19 protein-coding genes are annotated in these 19,844 nt (G+C 36.9%); 17 read left to right on the top strand and 2 right to left on the bottom strand.

What is annotated here, in order from left to right; translation table 11 throughout:
* Nucleotides 1-108: 108 nt before the first annotated feature.
* Genes epmA through E2R68_RS01775 form a run of 3 tightly spaced genes read left to right on the top strand, consistent with a single transcriptional unit; the run spans nucleotide 109 to nucleotide 1,673 of the window.
* Complete coding sequence (gene epmA, locus E2R68_RS01785; protein ID WP_134275790.1) at nucleotides 109-1,089, top strand: elongation factor P--(R)-beta-lysine ligase; 981 nt, start codon at nucleotides 109-111, stop codon at nucleotides 1,087-1,089.
* Between the two features lie 47 nt (nucleotides 1,090-1,136).
* Nucleotides 1,137-1,364 (top strand): hypothetical protein, encoded by a 228-nt coding sequence (locus E2R68_RS01780; protein ID WP_134275789.1) that lies wholly within the window; start codon nucleotides 1,137-1,139, stop codon nucleotides 1,362-1,364.
* A gap of 48 nt (nucleotides 1,365-1,412) precedes the next feature.
* Nucleotides 1,413-1,673 (top strand): DUF4404 family protein, encoded by a 261-nt coding sequence (locus E2R68_RS01775; RefSeq protein WP_134275788.1) that lies wholly within the window; start codon nucleotides 1,413-1,415, stop codon nucleotides 1,671-1,673.
* Between the two features lie 140 nt (nucleotides 1,674-1,813).
* On the opposite strand, the gene rpsT is transcribed toward E2R68_RS01775, so the two are convergent.
* The gene (gene rpsT, locus E2R68_RS01770; RefSeq protein ID WP_134275787.1) at nucleotides 1,814-2,074 is read right to left on the bottom strand and encodes a 30S ribosomal protein S20; all 261 of its coding nucleotides are present in this window, start codon (nucleotides 2,072-2,074) and stop codon (nucleotides 1,814-1,816) included.
* A gap of 318 nt (nucleotides 2,075-2,392) precedes the next feature.
* On the opposite strand from rpsT, the gene murJ reads away from it, so the two are divergent.
* The 13 genes from murJ (at nucleotide 2,393) to E2R68_RS01705 (ending at nucleotide 17,784) form a co-directional block, all read left to right on the top strand.
* On the top strand, nucleotides 2,393-3,958 hold the full coding sequence (gene murJ / locus E2R68_RS01765; protein WP_134275786.1) for a murein biosynthesis integral membrane protein MurJ: 1,566 nt from the start codon (nucleotides 2,393-2,395) through the stop codon (nucleotides 3,956-3,958).
* A 103-nt stretch (nucleotides 3,959-4,061) separates the two neighbouring features.
* Nucleotides 4,062-4,991, top strand: coding sequence for a bifunctional riboflavin kinase/FAD synthetase (ribF, locus tag E2R68_RS01760; RefSeq protein ID WP_134275785.1), 930 nt, complete (start codon nucleotides 4,062-4,064; stop codon nucleotides 4,989-4,991).
* Nucleotides 4,992-5,017: 26 nt separating this feature from the next.
* Complete coding sequence (ileS, locus tag E2R68_RS01755; protein WP_134275784.1) at nucleotides 5,018-7,852, top strand: isoleucine--tRNA ligase; 2,835 nt, start codon at nucleotides 5,018-5,020, stop codon at nucleotides 7,850-7,852.
* A gap of 83 nt (nucleotides 7,853-7,935) precedes the next feature.
* On the top strand, nucleotides 7,936-8,481 hold the full coding sequence (gene lspA / locus E2R68_RS01750) for a signal peptidase II (protein ID WP_134275783.1): 546 nt from the start codon (nucleotides 7,936-7,938) through the stop codon (nucleotides 8,479-8,481).
* Nucleotides 8,474-8,941 carry an FKBP-type peptidyl-prolyl cis-trans isomerase gene (fkpB, locus tag E2R68_RS01745; RefSeq protein ID WP_134275782.1) on the top strand — a complete coding sequence of 156 codons (468 nt, stop codon included), beginning with the start codon at nucleotides 8,474-8,476 and terminating at the stop codon, nucleotides 8,939-8,941. Before lspA ends, fkpB begins: the two co-directional genes overlap by 8 nt.
* A gap of 24 nt (nucleotides 8,942-8,965) precedes the next feature.
* Nucleotides 8,966-9,910 carry a 4-hydroxy-3-methylbut-2-enyl diphosphate reductase gene (gene ispH, locus E2R68_RS01740; protein ID WP_134275781.1) on the top strand — a complete coding sequence of 315 codons (945 nt, stop codon included), beginning with the start codon at nucleotides 8,966-8,968 and terminating at the stop codon, nucleotides 9,908-9,910.
* Between the two features lie 163 nt (nucleotides 9,911-10,073).
* A complete protein-coding gene (locus E2R68_RS01735) occupies nucleotides 10,074-10,577 on the top strand; it encodes a GspH/FimT family pseudopilin (RefSeq protein WP_134275780.1) in 504 nt (167 codons plus the stop codon).
* A complete protein-coding gene (pilV, locus tag E2R68_RS01730; RefSeq protein ID WP_134275779.1) occupies nucleotides 10,577-11,059 on the top strand; it encodes a type IV pilus modification protein PilV in 483 nt (160 codons plus the stop codon). Before E2R68_RS01735 ends, pilV begins: the two co-directional genes overlap by 1 nt.
* On the top strand, nucleotides 11,047-11,811 hold the full coding sequence (locus tag E2R68_RS01725) for a PilW family protein (RefSeq protein ID WP_166738773.1): 765 nt from the start codon (nucleotides 11,047-11,049) through the stop codon (nucleotides 11,809-11,811). Before pilV ends, E2R68_RS01725 begins: the two co-directional genes overlap by 13 nt.
* Nucleotide 11,812: 1 nt before the next feature.
* The gene (locus tag E2R68_RS01720; protein WP_134275777.1) at nucleotides 11,813-12,289 is read left to right on the top strand and encodes a pilus assembly PilX family protein; all 477 of its coding nucleotides are present in this window, start codon (nucleotides 11,813-11,815) and stop codon (nucleotides 12,287-12,289) included.
* Between the two features lie 6 nt (nucleotides 12,290-12,295).
* Nucleotides 12,296-12,709 carry a type IV pilin protein gene (locus E2R68_RS14175; protein ID WP_134275776.1) on the top strand — a complete coding sequence of 138 codons (414 nt, stop codon included), beginning with the start codon at nucleotides 12,296-12,298 and terminating at the stop codon, nucleotides 12,707-12,709.
* A gap of 17 nt (nucleotides 12,710-12,726) precedes the next feature.
* Nucleotides 12,727-17,145, top strand: coding sequence for a pilus assembly protein (locus tag E2R68_RS01710; RefSeq protein ID WP_134275775.1), 4,419 nt, complete (start codon nucleotides 12,727-12,729; stop codon nucleotides 17,143-17,145).
* Nucleotides 17,146-17,445: 300 nt separating this feature from the next.
* Nucleotides 17,446-17,784: a P-II family nitrogen regulator gene (locus E2R68_RS01705; protein WP_134275774.1), complete on the top strand. Its 339-nt coding sequence runs from the start codon at nucleotides 17,446-17,448 to the stop codon at nucleotides 17,782-17,784.
* 126 nt (nucleotides 17,785-17,910) lie between these two features.
* On the opposite strand, the gene E2R68_RS01700 is transcribed toward E2R68_RS01705, so the two are convergent.
* On the bottom strand, nucleotides 17,911-18,702 hold the full coding sequence (locus E2R68_RS01700; RefSeq protein ID WP_134275773.1) for an outer membrane protein assembly factor BamD: 792 nt from the start codon (nucleotides 18,700-18,702) through the stop codon (nucleotides 17,911-17,913).
* Nucleotides 18,703-18,857: 155 nt separating this feature from the next.
* Between E2R68_RS01700 and rluD the strand changes: the two genes are divergently transcribed.
* Nucleotides 18,858-19,838, top strand: coding sequence for a 23S rRNA pseudouridine(1911/1915/1917) synthase RluD (rluD, locus tag E2R68_RS01695; RefSeq protein WP_134275772.1), 981 nt, complete (start codon nucleotides 18,858-18,860; stop codon nucleotides 19,836-19,838).
* The last annotated feature ends 6 nt before the right edge of the window (nucleotides 19,839-19,844 follow it).

Genomic DNA, 19,844 nt, shown 5'->3' with positions numbered 1-19,844 from the left:
CCAGTAAATACAGATTGTAATAATAATTTTTAATGTGTATTTATCTATTAAATAAAGACTGAATTTAATAAGTAGAGAAATTAATTAAAGTTTAATAAAGGATATTCAATGAATTGGCTACCGAATGCTTCATTAGCACAATTACATGCGCGTGCAGCCATGCTAAAAACAATTAGAGACTTTTTTAACCAGCGCCAAGTATTAGAAGTTGAAACACCCTCTTTAAGCCAAGCTGCTGTGACAGATGTACATTTACATTGTTTTAAAACTCAGTTTGTTGGCCGTAATATTAGTGATAAACCGCTAGTTGATGGTGCGGTTGCATTGTATTTACAAACTTCACCTGAATTTCATATGAAGCGTTTATTAGCTGCGGGCAGTGGCTGTATTTATCAAATATCAAAAGTGTATCGTAATGAAGAATCTGGACGTTTCCATAATCCTGAGTTCTCGTTATTAGAATGGTATCGTGTTGATTTTGACCATCATCAATTAATGGATGAAATGGCTGATTTATTAAAGTCACTTTTAAAGTGTGAAACACCAGTACGTTGTACTTACCAAGCCGCTTTTTTAGCACACCTACAAGTTGATCCGTTAACTGCTACAGTTGCACAATTGAAGTTAGCTGGAGCACACCTCGCATTAGGTGATGTACTGGATAATGAAACCGATAAAGATACTATTTTGCAGCTATTATTTTGTGTGGCTATTGAATCAAAAATAGGCCAAGACGTACCGTATTTTGTTTATGATTTTCCTGCTTCACAAGCAGCGCTTGCGAGAATAAACAAACAAGATCCTAGAGTGGCAGATCGTTTTGAGGTGTATTATAAAAGTGTTGAGCTAGCCAATGGATTTTATGAACTTAATAGCAGCGCAGAGCAGTTAAAACGTTTTCAAGCTGACAATCAATTACGTCAACAAATGGGATTAGCTGAAATGCCAATTGATCAACGTTTTGTTACTTGTTTAGATCATTTACCAAATTGCGCAGGAGTGGCTTTGGGATTAGACAGATTACTCATGCTTTGTAGTCAACAGCCACATATTGATGATGTATTAAGTTTTAATATCGATAATGCGTAAAATAATTCCTAAAAGATGATATCGACAACAAAAGAGAGAAGATAAAAATGGCAAGGTTATGGTTAACAGATAAGAGTTACCCTATTTGGTCTTATTTATTACGTATTTTATATTGGTTATTTGCTATTTATATTTCTAGCTTATTTCTTCAAACTTATGAGCATGAAACGTGGTTCAAAATAGGCTTAATAGCACTCAGTGTGGTATTTGTGATCTTCTTTTTAATATTCACACGTTTTATTGATCGCTTTTTGAAGTTGACCGTAACAGACTGATGCTACAATAAAAACATAATTTATAAATTACAGAAGAGTGAGGTGTGTATGCCGATTAAACAAGTACAATCCGAATTTGATAAATTATCAGATATATTAGCCGATGGTGTTATTGCAGATGAATGCACAGCCGGAGAATTACAAAAAGTGCATGATCAATTACAGCTTGCTATTCAGTCTAGAGATCCTGCACAATTAATTAGAGATAAAAAAATATCCGAACAATTATTACTCTTAGAAGAAACAAACCCGGTTGTAGGAAAAGTAATAAAAGATTTAATGAATGCATTATCGGGGATGGGTATTTAATAGCAATCACAGTCACTATTATTCTGAAATGAGATTATTTAAGTCACTTTTCTTTTTAATAGTAAATTTTAGATATAAAAAAACCGACACTAAGTCGGTTTTTTATTAAGCTGATTAAAAAGCTAATTCTTAAATAAGAATTAAAGCGCTTTAATTTTAGCAGAAAGACGGCTTTTCTTACGAGCTGCCATGTTTTTGCTGATCAGGCCTTTAGTTGCGTAAGCATCTAAAACTGATTGTAATTTAATGAACTCAGCTGATGCTAGTTCTTTGTCAGCAGCTTCGATAGCAACAACAACTTTCTTGATGAAAGTACGCATCATTGTACGACGACTTGCATTATGTTTACGGCTTTTTTCAGATAATAAAGCACGTTTTTTAGCAGACTTGATATTAGCCAAGACCTTAACTCCTAAATTCTGTATAACAAGGGATAATCAAAGGTCGTGGAATATGCCCTGTAACACGTATATTGTCAAATGGTTTCTTATTAACCAATTAAAAAACTGGTATTGAACCAGGTGGATGGTTAAACTGCGCGCATTTTATACTCAACCCATTACAGATGCAAACGCAGTGTCGTATGTTTCTTAGATATCACACCAGTTAAACCTATTAAATTTAACTAAAAAGTGTATTTTATCGTCCTAATTATCAATTATGAATAAGTTGAGTGGTCTTATGTGGTGGATTAAATTGTTACTTCTAGGGAACCAACAGTGAGTAAAAAACTAATAAAATCAGGCATGATCGTCAGTTCTATGACTTTAATATCACGTGTATTAGGTTTGGCGCGTGATATTGTCATTGCAAATTTAATGGGAGCGGGGGCTGCTGCAGATTTATTTTTCTTCGCAAATAAAATTCCTAATTTTTTACGTCGTTTATTTGCCGAAGGAGCTTTTGCTCAAGCTTTTGTGCCTGTATTAACAGAATATGAAAAAACACAATCACGCGATAAAGTAAAAGAGTTAATTTCTGCTGTTTCAGGGACCTTGGGGACAATCATTACCATTATCACCATTTTAGGTGTTGTAGGCTCTTCGGTGATCACTGCTTTATTTGGTTTTGGTTGGTTTTTAGAATGGTGGAACGGCGGTCCAGATGCTTATAAGTTTGAACTTGCATCGGAAATGCTAAAAATCACTTTCCCTTATTTATGGTTTATTACTTTTACGGCTTTATCGGGAGCAATCCTCAACACATTAGGTAAGTTTGCTGTTGCTGCATTTACGCCTGTATTTTTAAATGTTGCCATTATTACTTGTGCCGTGTTTGTTTCACCGCACCTTGCTCAACCAGAAATTGGTTTAGCAATCGGTGTGTTTATTGGTGGGCTTATTCAGTTTTTATTTCAAATTCCATTTTTGAAAAAAGAAAAATTATTAGTTAAGCCAAGTTGGCAATGGCATCACCCGGGTGTTGTTAAAATTCGTACTTTGATGATCCCTGCGTTATTCGGTGTGTCTGTTAGTCAAATTAATTTATTGTTAGATACCTTTATTGCAAGTTTTTTACAAACGGGCTCTATCAGTTGGTTATATTATTCTGATCGTTTATTAGAATTTCCATTGGGTTTATTTGGTATTGCGATAGCGACGGTTATTTTACCAAGCTTGTCCTCTTCTCATGTGAGTAAATCACCGTTAGGGTTTACGAAAACTTTAGACTGGGGGATCCGTACTGTTTTATTTTTAGGTTTTCCTGCAATGTTAGGCTTGATTGTTTTAGCTGAACCTATGTTGCGTGTTTTATTTATGCGTGGTGAATTTGATATGCAAGATGTCAGCATGTCAGCAATGAGTTTATGGGCTTATGGCAGTGGTTTACTGAGCTTTATGTTAGTTAAGGTACTAGCGCCTGGTTATTACTCTCGTCAAGATACTAGAACCCCTGTTAAATTTGGTATTATTGCCATGCTTAGTAACATGGTATTAAATATTATTTTTGCTATTCCGTTTGGTTATGTTGGCTTGGCAATTGCGACCTCTATTTCTGCAACTTTAAATGCAGGGTTGTTATGGTTTGGTTTGTATAAAAGTGGCGTTTACAAACTGCAGCCACAAAGTATTGCTGTTTTCTCTCGTATTGTCTTTTCTGGATTAGTCATGGCGGGTGGATTATTTGTAATGACTCCGACCTTAGACATGTGGGCTACCTATACTTTATTAGAAGCAGCAGCGCACTTATTTTCGCTTATTTTAGGTGGTGTTTTAGTGTATTTAATAAGTAATTTTATTTTTGGCTTACGCGTGCATCATTTTCAAGTTAATAAAGAGAATTAATAGGAAATCTCGAAAATGAAAGCTGATTACTTTGTTGCCTTAATATATAATCGGCTTTTTTGCATTTTCAATGCTCAATTGGTTAGCTAATTAAGATATTATCATGGAATTAATACGCGGAATTCACAATCTACAACAGCAACAACAAGGTTGTGTTTTAAGCATAGGTAACTTTGATGGTATTCATCTTGGCCACCATGCGGTTTTATCGCGCTTACTGAAAGAAGCGAAGCGTTTACAAGTACCTGCAACTGTGATGACATTTGAACCACAGCCGGCAGAGTTATTTTCAGGTAATAATGCACCTGCTCGTTTAAGTCGTTTACGTGATAAGTTTGTGCAGCTTGATAAATTACATTTAGACCGATTATTGTGTGTCTCTTTCACACATGAATTTGCGAACCTCAGTGCAGAACAATTTATTGAACAGTTATTGATTAATAAGCTGAATGTAAAATTCTTAGTCGTTGGTGATGATTTTCATTTTGGTTATCAACGCTTAGGTGATTTTGCTTTATTACAAGAAGCTGGCAAAAAATATGGGTTTGAAGTGGTAGACACAAAAAGTCTGTCACAGGATGCATCTCGAGTTAGCAGTACCCGTATTCGTAATGCCTTGGCAAAAGGTCAATTGCAACAAGCGGAACAGATGCTGGGTAGAAAATACAGTATCGCTGGGCGTGTTGGACATGGTCGAAAATTAGGGCGTACTATAGGTGTGCCAACGGCTAATTTATTTTTAAAACGCCGCGTATCGCCTGTTTCAGGTGTTTTCGTGGTCTCAGTATTAGGCATTGATGATAAGGTTTATCATGGTGTTGCTAATATTGGTCGTCGCCCGACAGTACAGGGTGAAAGACAACAGTTAGAAGTGCATATATTTGATTTTCAAGGTGACCTATATGGTATTCAACTTGAAGTTTTATTAGAACAAAAATTGCGCGATGAAGTTCGTTTTGATTCATTTGCAGAACTAAAAATACAAATTGATAAAGATATTCAGCAAGCTAGAGAATGGCACCTGCTTAATTAATAAATCGTTAGATGGAATAAAAACTGATGAGTGATTACAAAAGTACATTAAATTTACCAAAAACTGGATTCCCGATGCGTGCCAACTTGGCTAACCGTGAACCGAACATGCTGAAAAACTGGTACAAGCAAGATCTTTACGGAAAGATCCGTGCTGCCAAAAAAGGTAAAAAAACATTCATTTTGCATGATGGTCCTCCTTATGCAAATGGTGATATTCATATTGGTCACTCAGTTAATAAAATCCTTAAAGATATTATTATTAAATCTAAAACATTATCTGATTTTGATGCACCGTACATTCCTGGTTGGGATTGTCATGGTTTACCTATCGAGCTTAAAGTTGAGCAAAAACATGGCAAGCCGGGTAAAAAATTAACGGCTGCTGAATTCCGCGTTAAATGTCGTGAATATGCTGCTCGTCAAGTTGACGGTCAACGTAAAGACTTTAAACGTTTAGGTGTGTTAGGAGAGTGGGATAACCCATACCTAACTATGAACTTTGAAACAGAAGCAAATATTGTTCGTGCATTAGCTAATATCATTAAAAACGATCATCTTCATAAAGGTTCAAAACCTGTTCATTGGTGTACAGATTGTGGTTCTGCATTAGCAGAAGCTGAAGTGGAATACGAAGATAAATTATCTCCTGCGATTGACGTTGCATTTAACGCGATCGATGTTGATGCTGTGTTAGCTTGTTTTGACAAGCAAGGTGCAGATTTTGGTGAAGGTAATATTTCAGCTGTTATCTGGACAACAACGCCTTGGACATTACCAGCTAACCGAGCAATCGCATTAGCAGCTAAAGTTGAGTACTCATTAGTACAAGCGGGTGAGCGTCGTTTAATTTTAGCGACAGATCTCGTTGCTGATTGTATGGCACGTTACAACATTGAAGAGTTCAGTGTACTGGCAATCACAACTGGAGCTGCGTTAGAAAAACAATTATTCCAACATCCATTCTTAGCATTACAAGTACCAGCAATTGTTGCTGACCATGTAACTATTGATGCGGGTACAGGTTGTGTTCATACTGCGCCAGGACATGGTCAAGACGATTACTCTGCAGGTTTGAAATACGATTTAGAAGTGGCTAATCCGGTTGCTGATAACGGTGTATTTCGTGAAGATACTGAATTCTTTGCGGGTTTACATGTTTTTAAAGCAAACGATAAAGTATTAGAAGTGTTAACAGAGCGTAATGCATTAATTAATCACGTTAATATTAAACACAGTTACCCACATTGTTGGAGACATAAAACACCTATTATCTTCCGTGCAACACCACAATGGTTCATCTCAATGGATCAAAAAGGTTTACGTGATAGTGCATTAAAAGAGATTAAAGATGTTAAATGGATCCCAAACTGGGGTCAAAACCGCATTGAAAAAATGATTGAAGGTCGTCCTGATTGGTGTGTTTCTCGCCAACGTACTTGGGGTGTACCAATTACTTTATTTGTGAATAAAGAAACCGATGAATTACACGAAAACTCTGTAGAAATGATGGAGTTAATCGCACAAAAAATTGAAAAAGAAGGGATTCAGGCTTGGTTTGATTTAGATCCAGAATCTATTTTAGGTTTCGAAGCTGAACAATACCGTAAAGTAACAGATACTTTAGATGTTTGGTTTGATTCTGGTACAACCCATGCTTCAGTGGTTGCTGTACGTAATGAGTATACTCAAGCTGATGGTTCACAAGCACAAGCTGATATGTATTTAGAAGGTTCTGATCAACATCGTGGTTGGTTCCAATCTTCACTATTAACGGGTACTGCGATTAATGGTGTTGCACCGTATAAAGAAGTGTTAACGCACGGCTTTGTAGTGGATGGTGACGGTAAAAAAATGTCTAAGTCTTTAGGCAACGTAATGTCACCACAAACAGTGATGAATAACTTAGGTGCCGATATTCTGCGTTTATGGGTTGCATCAACTGACTACACAGGTGAGATCACAGTTTCTGATGAAATCCTTAACCGTAGTGCTGATAGCTACCGCCGTATTCGCAATACATCGCGTTTCTTGTTATCGAATTTAAATGGTTTTGATCCACAAACTGATTTAGTTGCTCCAGAAGAGATGGTAGCGTTAGATCGTTGGATTGTGGCTAAAGCATTAACCATGCAAAATGAAGTGATCGAAGCTTATGATAATTACAACATGCATGTTGTTTATCAAAAACTAATGCACTTCTGTTCAATTGACCTAGGTAGCTTCTATTTAGATATTATTAAAGATCGCCAATACACAGCTAAAACAGGCAGTAATGCTCATTTGAGTTGTCAAACTGCGCTTTACCATATTGCTGAATCATTAGTTCGTTTAATTGCTCCAATCCTTAGCTTTACTGCTGATGAAATTTGGGGGCGTTTACCAGGTGAACGTAGTGAATTTGTTTTCACTGAAACATGGTACGAAGGTTTATTTGGTTTATCTGATAACGAATCATTAGATAACGACAAATGGACGCAAATTATCACTATTCGTGCAGAAGCGAACAAAGCATTAGAGCTAGCACGTAAAGAAGCGATTATTGGTGGTGGTTTAGAAGCAGAAGTGACTTTATATGCTTCTGATGAAATTAGTGCATTGTTAAATACTTTAGAAGATGAATTGCGTTTTGTATTAATTACATCACAAGCAACGGTTAAACCATTCTCTGAAGCACCTGCAGAAGCAATTGCAACTGAGTTGAAAGGTTTATCTGTTTTAGTACAAAAAAGTGCAGCTGCTAAATGTGATCGTTGTTGGCATCACCGTGAAGAAGTAGGGCAAAATGAGCAACATCCTGAACTGTGTGGACGTTGTATTACCAATGTTGACGGTGAAGGTGAAACGCGTCAGTTTGCGTAATTAGCAATGCGATAAATATATAAAACGCCTTAGTTATGAAAATGATTTAAGGCGTTTTTTTTAATATTTTTACTGGGAATGTTATGTCTGAAAAATTAACCAAACTAGAAACTAAATTTGCTTCTGGTTTACCTTGGTTATGGTTAAGTATTGCTATGTTGATACTTGATCAGTTAACTAAGTATTTAACAGTGCAGATGTTAGAACTACATCAATCCTATGAAGTTCTATCATTTTTTAATTTTACTTATGCACGTAATTACGGTGCTGCATTTAGTTTCTTAGGTGATGCGGGTGGTTGGCAGAAGTATTTATTTACTGCGATTGCTTTTGTTGTCTCAGCTTATCTTTTGTATTCAATGAAAACCACGAGTGCAACTCAGCGTTGGATGAATTGTGCTTATGCCTTAGTATTATCTGGTGCAATTGGTAATGTAATGGACCGTTTGCTCTTTGGTTATGTTGTAGACTTTTTAGATTTTGACTTAGGCTTTTATCGCTGGCCAACTTTTAATGTTGCTGATATTGCCATTTTTATTGGCGCTGCAATGATTATTATCGATTCATTGTTTTGGGCTGAAAAGCGTGAACAAAAAAATAAACAAACTAAGGACAGTAATCATGACTAATGAAGCGAATAATAACGCTGTTAATGGGCAGAAAATTATTAGCGAAAAGAGTGAAGTGTTAATGCACTTTTCAATTAAGCTGACCGACGGTTCAGCGGTTGATAGCACTAAAGTTGATAATAAGCCTGCAAAGTTTGTAATGGGCGATGGTAGTTTAACACCTGGTTTTGAAGCTTGTTTATTAGGCCTAGCTGAAGGGGCTTCTGAAACCTTTACTTTAGGTCCTGAATCAGCTTTTGGATTACCTAATCCAGATAACTTCCACTATATTGAATTAAGCAAATTCTCTGCTGATGTACCTGCTGAAGTAGGTACTATTATTAGTTTTACTCAACCAGATGGTAGTGATATACCAGGTATTATTCGTGAAATCGTAGCGGATAGTGTAACGGTTGATTTTAATCACCCTTTAGCAGGGCAAACCGTTACTTTTGAAGTAGACGTATTAGAAGTTTTATAAATAAACGGCAATGTTGAGAGTCTTATGAAAATTATTTTAGCTAATCCTCGTGGTTTTTGTGCTGGCGTTCATCGAGCCATTAATATTGTTGATCGCGCATTAGAGCTTTTTCCTGCTCCTGTTTATGTACGCCATGAAGTGGTGCATAACCAATATGTTGTTGATGGCTTGAAGGCAAGAGGTGCTGTCTTTGTTGAGGAGCTCGATGAAGTGCCAGATAACAATATTGTTATCTTCAGTGCTCATGGGGTAGCGCAAAGTGTACGTGAAGAAGCTAAACGACGTGAACTAAAGGTATTTGATGCAACTTGCCCATTGGTAACTAAAGTACATATGGAAGTAACACGAGCAAGCCGTCGTGATCAAGAATGTATTTTGATTGGCCACCATGGCCACCCGGAAGTCATTGGTACTATGGGACAATATGATAGCAAGAAAGGTGGTATTTACCTTGTTGAGTCTCCTGAAGATGTTCAAAATCTTGAAGTCAAAGATACTAGTAAGTTATGTTATAGCTCTCAAACTACTTTATCTGTAGATGATACTGCCCATGTGATCAGTGCTTTACGTGCTAAGTTTCCTGCTATTGAAGGGCCTAGAAAAAATGACATTTGTTATGCTACGCAGAATCGTCAAGATGCAGTAAAAGATCTTGCTGACAAAACGGATCTTGTTTTAGTGGTTGGCTCTACAAACTCTTCAAACTCAAATCGTTTACGTGAAAAAGCCAGCAGTGTAGGTGTAAACGCTTATTTAATTGATAATGCATCAGATATTAAGATTGATTGGTTTGAAAATGTTCAAACGGTGGGTGTTACAGCAGGAGCTTCAGCGCCAGATGTATTAGTGCAAGCTGTTATTACTAAGTTAAAGACAATGGGTGGAAATGTGGTTATTGAAAACCCTGGCGTGGAAGAGAATACTGTCTTTGAAGTACCGGCTGAATTGCGTATCAGGGAAGTGCAGTAGTTCATAAAAATGAAAACTTCTAATACGATTTAGTGATGGATGTCTGATCGGTAGATTTAAGGTTTTTATTTTAGATAAAATACTTGTTTAATATACTGTTGAGTACACGCTTTTAATTGTGAGTATTCTTAGTTAATAAACATATTTTATAATAGAGGAAGCTATGGATAGCTCCAATAAAAGAGGTTTCACCTTAGTTGAACTATTGGTGACAATCGCAGTGGCTGCTGTATTGATCAGTGTCGTTGTGCCTTCATTCACAGGACTGATTGAATCTAGTAAAGAGCGCGCAACTCGAGATGCTTTAGTTGCATCTATCAACGCTGCAAAACAACAAGCCCAAAGTAAACGAATCAATGTTTATATCTGCCCTACTACAGATGGTAGTAGCTGTTCTGGTACTTGGGGAAGCGACTGGCTGATCTATGAAGATACAGACGGTTCTGCGACCTTAGATGCCAGTCTTGGCGATCTTATTATTTCTAATAACACATCTAAAACATCTCATATCGCAAGCTTAGTGTCTCAAATTGCCTTTTCACCAACAGGGCATTCAACTATTAATACTTTTCAGGTTTGTAGTAATACAGATGATTCTGTTGTTTATGAAATAGAGTTAAGTCGTATGGGGCGTATTAGTTATGCTGCAGCGGCAGGAGGCTGCTAATGAATAAACATAAAGGATTTACGTTAATTGAAGTGTTAGTTGCATTAATTATTGTTGCCATTGGGGTGCTTGGACATGCCAAAATGCAAATGACCTCCATGCAAACCGCTCAACGAGCAAGCTTTTCTCAAACAGCAAATACCGCATTATTAGATCTTGCTCAGCGCATGCGCTCCAACTCAGTTGTGGCTAGTCACTTTGTGGCAAGCAATTTAAATACGGGTGATGCAGTTGTCGCTGACACTAATTGTTCTGAGGATGATTGCACTAATAATCAATTTGCAACGGCAGAGTTAGCCGAATGGTTTAATCATTTACAAAATACCTTACCTTCTCCTCGCTTTTCCGTAGAGAGAGCAGGCAGTCTTTATACTCTTACATTAATTTGGGATGCAGCTAAAAAAGGGGCTGGTAGCGCTGTTTGTGACAACTCAAAGATTAACTCATATCAATGCGGGAGTATGAATATATGGATCCCTTAAAAAAATCTAATAAAGGTTTTAGTTTAATTGAGTTGATGATCGCCATGGTGGTATCACTGCTGATCATCTCAGGTCTTTTTTATTCAGTAATGGGAGATATGAAATCTTATGAATCAGCTCGTGGTACTCAAGGTTTAGTCTCTAAAAGTAGAATGACAGTACAAACATTACGACTTTATATCCAACAAGCTGGGTTTAGGGATGTTAACGCGATTAAATTTAACTCTCTTTATGATTCTGGTACATCACCTGCCGGTTGGGTTTGGGGAACAGGGCAAGTTTTACAAGGCGCTGTTAGTTCAACAACGTTAGCGGATGAGAAAGCTGACTCTGACATTATTGCTTTGCGTTTTTCTGGTGCAGATCAAAGCGGCATTGTTGATTGCTCTGGTAATAACTTGAACTCTACAACGGTCCATGAAGTGACTATTTATGTGAATGTAAATAACCAGTTAATGTGCCGAGATAATGCAGGAGCGGCATTACTTTTAGATGAAAACGTGGAATTTTTAGAGCTGCTTTATGGTACTTCTGATAACCCAACACGTTATTTTACCGCTGCTAATGTAGATGATTGGGATACTGTTAATCGCGTAAAAATTGGATTTTTATTATCTCAAGAAGTTAATGGTAATAAGTTAATCAATAACAATACTTACACCCTTTTTAATCATACGGTAAGTGCTGCTAATGATACTAATCTGAGAGCAGTGGTGATGGAAACAGTACTAATTGGAAATCAAGGTGGTTAATGTGAATTTTATTACTCAAAAAAATCAAGATGGTGCGGCATTAATCACAGCGCTATTAATGGTATTGGTTATTTCTATATTAGGTGTTGCAGTAAGTCAGCAGGTTGTTTCTTTAAGAAAAACCAGTACGAGTAATTACGATCATACATTAAGTCTTAATCATGCAGAATCGGCACTATCTGAAGCAGATAGAGTGATCCGAGTAAATTATTTGGCGCCAGATGCACTTAAAGCTCTTTCAGTGGAAATGAATGAGAGCCCTAATTGGTGGCGAGAAGAGAGCAATTGGGTAGGTGCAACAGTTGTTAATGATGTTCCAGATGGTGCGCCTGCTTATTTAATTGAAAATGATGGAATAAATGATTTGATGATTGGATCAAAAGGAATTAAAAGACGCTTTTATCGTGTAACAGCAAAAGCACAAGGTAAAGGGGAAGCAATGGCTTTCATCCAAACTTATTATGCGACTTTGGAGTAATTGGATATGGAATATCAACAACGTAAAAGAAATCATGGTTTTACATTAATAGAGTTATTAATTGCTATTGCCATTATTGGTATTTTAGCTGCGGTTGCTTACCCAAGCTATACGGGGGTACTTGAAAAAACAAGACGCCAAGAAGCTGTTAGAACATTACTTGAAGCATCGCAAATGATGGAAAGTTATTATGCAATGAATTTGGATTATTCAGGTGCAATTGCAGGTGGAAAGGTTACTTCATTTACAGTCAATGATGACTTTAGTGATTATTACCAGTTAACTGCCGTAGCGACCAAATCAACATTTACATTATCAGCAACACCGATTTCTACTAGTGCACAAAGTAGTGATAAATGTGGCACATTAACTATTACGCAGACAGGTAGCACAAGTGCGGCCACAACAGACTGTTGGTAGAATATAAGGATATATTTGTGAAAAATTTATTATTAAATAAGGTGTTATTTTCATCCACTCTTTTATTGGCTTGCACATTAGCTGATGCAAGTAGCTTATCGCTAGCGACTAAACCATTGTACACAGGGACGACTGAAGCTCCTATGATGATGCTGGTGATGGGGCGTGATCATACCCTTTATTATGAAGCTTATAATGATGCATCTGATCTTGATGGTGATGGGGTGCTCGATATCAAATTTATGCCTGATTATTCTTATGAAGGCTATTTTAATCCTGAGACTTGTTATGAATATGAATCAAGCATGTTTGTCCCGTCGAAAGCGGCAACGTCAGATAATCATGTGTGTCAAGATTCGGACTCACCTTGGAGTGGTAATTTCCTTAACTATTTAACGATGACTCGTATGGATGTGTTACGTAAAGTACTTTATGGCGGTGCACGTAGTATAGATAGTGCGTCTGAAACCGTTTTAGAACGCGTATTTATTCCTCAAGATGCACATAGCTGGGCTAAAGCTTATACGTCTGAAGATGTGGATGGATATGATATTCGAGATTATACCAACTTAGAATTGCCAAGTTCGAATAAACAACACTTTTTTGGGAGTGTTACTTATACAGGTTATAACGCAGCTCCTATTTTAAGAGTAAGACAAAATGCAAATTCGGGAGTGTGGAATTGGGCTTCTACAGAACGTCCTGTTCTGAATAATAGTGGTACTGATTACACTGTTAGAGTCAAAGTCTGTGTTGAAGGATTACTAGAAAGTAACTGTGAGTTATATCCAAATGGTAGCTATAAACCAACGGGGTTGTTGCATGATTATGGTGCAAATGACCAAATGTTATTTGGTTTATTAACGGGTAGTTATAATAAAAATTTATCAGGTGGTGTATTAAGAGAAGTTGTTAAAGAGTTTTCTGATGAATTGGACGCAAATACCGGACAATTTACCTCTCATGATAATGGTATTGTTGCCACCATTAATAAATTAAAGATACATGGATTTAATTATAGTGATAAAACTCACAATACTAATTGTGGTTGGATACCCAATAGAGCTATTAATGAAGGTGAATGTGCCTCTTGGGGGAATCCTGTTGGGGAAATGTTATACGAAGCGATGCGTTACTTTGCAGGAGAAAAGGCTGCAAGTGGAAGTTATTCATACGAAAAATCATCCCATCAGTATGATCAAAGTTTAAATTTACCAGCTCCTAGTTGGGATGACCCATATGACGGCCGAGGAACTTGTTCTCGACCTAATACGTTATTAATTAGTGACATTAACCCTTCTTACGATTCTGATCAATTACCTGGAGCATATTCCGAATTTGCTTCAACGTATAACGGAAGCACATTAACGGCAGATGACGGTAATAACTTTAATATCAGCACGCTGTTAAGCACTATTTCTGCAACAGAAGGTAAAACATCGGGTGAATATTTTATAGGGCAATCAGGATCCTATACAGATAATGCACCAACGGTTAAAGCGATATCTGGACTTGGGACTATTCGAGGGCTAGCTCCAGCTGAGCCTACTAAACAAGGAAGTTATAGTTCAGCTGGTGTAGCGTATTTTGGTTTGAATAATGATATAAACGCAGATAAACCTGAAGAGCAGCATGTAACCACAATGGTTGTTGCTTTAGCTTCTAATTTACCTGAAATAAGTGTTGATATTGATGGCCAAGAAATCAAAATAATTCCTTTTGCTAAAACGGTTAAAGGTCATTATGGAGGAGTCATTAATAGCCTAGAGGGCTATTTTCAGCCAACGAATACAATCGTAGATTGGTATGTCGAGTCTATTTCTCCTACGAAGGGCGTGTTTCGAATTAACTTTGAAGATGTTGAGCAAGGCGCTGATCATGATATGGATATGATCGTTACTTATACCTATGAAGTTAAGGATATTTGTACTAAGAGTAGCAACGGTCAATGTAAAAGCGATCACAAAGAAAAAGGAGTAGAGATCACCCTTGATTCTAGTTATGCAGCGGGTAGTTTTGTACAACATGCTGGTTATATTATATCAGGGACAACTAATGACGGTATGTACTTAGAAGTCAAAGACAGTGCAACTAATAATAAGGGAGAAGACTACCTTTATTATTTAGATACTCCTAATACTGATGTGTATCAAAACCGTAAAGACAGCGGGTCAACTGCAGAACTACCTTATTATGCAAGTCGTAATTTTTTCCCTAGTTCAAGTGATGCAGCTGAGTTTTTACCGTCACCATTATGGTATGCGGCTAAATGGGGTGGTTTTACTGATAGTAATAATAATGGACTTCCTGATCTAACAAGTGAGTGGGATGCTGACGGTGATGGTAAACCTGATAACTACTTCCCTGTAACTAATGCTGGTGAATTAAAAAACCAACTTTCGGCTGCATTTGATTTAGCTTATGAAGGTACAGTAACCGGTTCTGCTCCTGTTTTCTCTTCTAACTTTTTAATCAGTGGCACATTAGTTTATCAATCATCATTCGAAGAGATCACTTGGAGTGGTAATGTTAATGCTTACGTAACAGATAGAAATGGTGTTTATCCTACTATACCGTCGTGGAGTGCGGCGACTAAATTAGATGCAATGACATGGTCAAATCGTAAAATATTTTCTCGTAATGATACAACGGGAAAGGTATTTCAATTTGAAACACCAGACTCATTAAATGGAAGCGATAATTCATTTTCTAAGTATCAGTTAAGTGAATTATTAGGTGATAGGAGCGGGAATAAAAAACTTTCTTATGTAAAAGCAACCGTTGATTATATTCGTGGTGACCGAACGCATGAAGCAAGTGGCTCAACGTATGACCTAAGAAAACGTAGTAGCGTTCTTGGCGATATTATTAACTCAACACCTTATTATGTTGCAAGTGCTAATGGGCATGATGTTAAAAAGGATCTTTTAGTTTTTGGTGCCAATGATGGCATGGTACATATTGTTGATGCTACAGATGGTAATGAAGTTGCTGCATATGTTCCAAGTGGTGTTTATGATGCACTAGGAAGCTACGTTAAAAGTGGTTATATCCATGAATATTCCGTTGATGGTGGTATTAATGCTTATTCTGAAGAACAGGATAGTGGAATAGTTAAAACTACACTTGTTGGTCGATTAGGTTTAGGTGTGAAAGGGCTTTATGCCATTGATGTCTCGGATATGAGAACGCCAAATAGTAGTATGATGAAGTGGGAAATTACACCACAATCAGCAGGTTATGAAGGGTTAGGTTACAGTGTTTCTGCTCCGACTATGGCTAAATTAGCCAATGGAGACGTTAGTGTTATTTTTGCTAATGGTTATAACTCAGTTAATAAAGATGGGGCCATTTATATTGCTAATGCTGAGGATGGGCGTTTAATCAAAAGGTTAAGTGTTGGTACTCAATCAGATCCTACAGGGGCAGATAGAGCAAATGCATTTGCTCAACCGGCTTTGATTGATAATGACGGTAATGGTATTGCCGATCACATCTATGTTGGAGATCTGTTTGGTAATATGTGGGTTTTTGATATTTCTAGTAGTGATGTTAATCAATGGGGTAATAACATAGACGGTAATAAACCGTTATTCACAACCAGTAGTCCGACAGAATCTGATGATGGTAGTTTGATGTCGCAACCTATTACAACTCGCCCATCAGTGGCTCGTCATCCAAGTGGTACTGGTGTTTTAGTTGCGTTTGGTACTGGTAAATACATTGAATCAAGTGATAAGTCAGTTGATAACCAAGCAACTCAAAGTTTTTATGTTATTGCTGATATGTTAGATGGTTCTGTGGTTACTGCAGCAAGGGATCGTGCAAATGGTAATAAATTTACTAATACGGGAAGTGCTGCGAATAAGTTAGGAAACTTACAAAATCAAACCATTGTAAATGAAAGTGCAACTAATCGATTATTATCTACAAATAGTGTGGATTGGGCGAATGTGAGTGGTTTCTACCTTGATCTTATTAATACATATGAAGGAAATTTAGATAATAAAGGTGAGCGTCAAGTTGGCAATAGTTCAGTATTTGCGAATAAAGTAAGCTTTATTACTTTAATGCCAAGTGTGGATCCTTGTGTTGTTGGTGGTACAGGATGGTATATGGAATTGAATCTTTATACCGGTAAAAGTTGGAATCCTGGCACTCCCTCTGTTGATGACCCTAGTACACCAGAAGATGAGTCTTTAGAAGTGCCTGATGATGGTTCAAATAAATTCTTAGATGGTGTTGGAACGGGGATGACAACTGTTGCTTCACCAAAAACTGAATTTGTTGAGAATGAAGATGGAAGTACATCAGAAGTTATTTCAAATGGTTCAACACAATTACAAACTTGTATTACCTTAAGTACCGGTAAAGTTGTTTGTTTTCCTGATGATATGAAATTAACGGGTCGTTTAAGCTGGCGCCACCTTTATTAAAATACTTTATATAACAAATAATGCTGAAGGGTATCTTGTTGTTAATGTTTTAGATTGATGTACAGATATCCTTTTTTATTTTAAGCGCATATTTCTTCACTTAACGTGAAGCGACTTTGAATAATAAATATCAATACAGTGAAGCAGATTAAATTAGTGGTAAAAGTTTGTTTTTTATTGATTTGTTAATAGTGTAATATTGGTTGTTATAATTAGCCTAAAGATCATGGCCGGAGTAACACTCGTTGAATCTTTTTAAGATTTATCCTTTTACTTTGAAATCAACATTAAGAGTTTATTATGAAAAAAATCGAAGCAATTATTAAACCATTTAAAATGGACGATGTACGTGAAGCACTTGCAGATATTGATATCACAGGTATGACTGTATCAGAAGTAAAAGGTTTTGGCCGTCAGAAAGGACATACAGAGCTATATCGTGGTGCAGAATACATGGTTGATTTTTTACCAAAAGTAAAAATCGAATTAGTGGTAAAAAAAGAGTATGTTGAACGTTGTATTGAAGCAATCATGAGTACAGCACAAACAGGAAAAATTGGTGACGGTAAGATTTTTGTTACACCAGTTGAACGTGTTATTCGTATTCGTACTGGCGAAGAAGATGGTGAAGCGGTTTAATACTAATCGCAATAAATAACGAATAAAAAAGGAGAACTTAGTTCTCCTTTTTTATTCGTTATTTATTGCTTCCGTTTTTAATCATTTTATAAATGATGATACCGATTGCATTTATTGTGATTGCTATTACCAATCAAATATTGTCCAACGTTCACTGCGTCGAACCACGATACTGTTAGGATAATTCAGTTTCAAAACTGCTAATGCATTTTTCTCTGGTACTGCTAATCCTAATTCTTTGTATGATTGGATCATTATTTCCAGTGCATCTTTGACTGAGCGAGTATCAGGGTAATTATTTAAGACCGTTTTACTACGATTAATTGCCGCGATATAAGCTTCACGTTTTAGGTACCATTCAGCAATGGATATCTCATAACGAGCAACACGATTTTTAATATACGTCATACGTTGGCGAGCATCTTTTGCATATTCACTTTCAGGGTAATATTTTAAGATCTGATTAAAGTCTTTAAAGGCTTTTTGTGAATTACTTTGGTCTCGATTAAAACGATCAATTCCAAATAAATCTTGAAAGAATTGATCATCACCCGCTAAATTAGTTAAGCCTCGCATGTAATAAAGATAATCTAAGTCTTTATGCGTAGGATTTAAACGAATAAATTTATCAATATTTGCCAATGTTAATGCAACTTCATTACGCTTGTAATACGAATAAATTAAGTCTAATTGTACTTGTTCAGAATGAGGTCCAAATGGATAGCGGCTATCTAAAGCTTCTAAAATTTCAGAGGCTTTTTCATAATTAGCTGATTCTAATGCGGCAGATGCATCTTGATATAATTCAACAGGTGGTTTGTCTGGCACCTGTGGCTTTGAATTTTTTTTAGATGAACAACCAGCGAGAAGAATGGTAATAAAAAAAGTGGTCGTTATTAGTCTAAGGATCTTATTCATAAGTGTTATAATGTTGGCCAATATTAAAAAGTACAGTATCGGTTATCGCCGAAAGAAATAAAAGTAAAAAAAGATAAAATGTGACAAGATGAGTGTCAGAGTAGATACTTTATCAAAATCAATGACAACCGTAAAAAATACAAGAAGAGAGCACTATGAGCCAAGCAATATACCTATCTGCAGAAGTAACAGACGAACAGTTAGGATTTCGATTAGACCAAGCGGTTGCCGCACTGTTTCCTGATTATTCTCGTTCTCGTGTTAAAGAGTGGATTTTAGCAGGCTTGGTACAGATTGATGGCAAAGTTTCTTCTACTCCTCGTGAAAAAGTATTTACAGGACAAATGATAGAAGTAAATGCTGTATTAGAAGATGAAGTAACATACGTTGCTCAAAAAATTGAAATCGATATTGTTTATGAAGACGACGATATTTTAGTGATCAATAAACCTGCTGGATTAGTTGTTCATCCCGGTGCTGGTAACTCTAACGGCACGTTATTAAATGCATTGTTATACCATTACCCAAGTATTGCAGAAGTTCCTCGAGCAGGTATCGTACATCGATTAGATAAAGAAACGTCTGGCCTAATGGTGGTTGCTAAAACAGTACCTGCGCAAACACATTTAGTAACAAGCTTGCAAGCTCGCCAAATGACGCGTGAATATGATGCAATAGCATGTGGTCGTTTTACCGCTGGTGGTAAAGTTGATGCTCCTATTGGCCGAGATAAAGTACATCGTACAAAAATGGCGGTTAATCATACGGGTGGGAAAGATGCGATCACACATTATCGTATTGCAGAAAAATACCGAGGTCACACTCGTTTACGTTTACGTTTAGAAACAGGTCGTACGCATCAAATTCGTGTACATATGATGTCAATTGGTCATGTACTTGCTGGAGACCCAGTTTACGGTGGTCGTCCTCGTCCACCAAAAGGTGCTTCAGAACAATTAAGTGATGCATTGCGTGGTTTCAGACGTCAAGCATTGCATGCAACTATGTTACGTTTGGAACATCCTATGACAGGTGAAGAGATGGAATGGCACGCGGAACCACCTGAAGACTTCAAAGCATTAGCCGCTGCTTTACGAGCTGATACGATTGCTCATGAAAATGATTTAGACCTATAACTCACT

Source organism: Psychromonas algarum (assembly GCF_004376845.1).
Classification (GTDB): domain Bacteria; phylum Pseudomonadota; class Gammaproteobacteria; order Enterobacterales; family Psychromonadaceae; genus Psychromonas.
The sequence above is the reverse complement of the archived record's forward strand: the minus strand, read 5'-3'. Positions and strand labels throughout refer to the sequence as shown.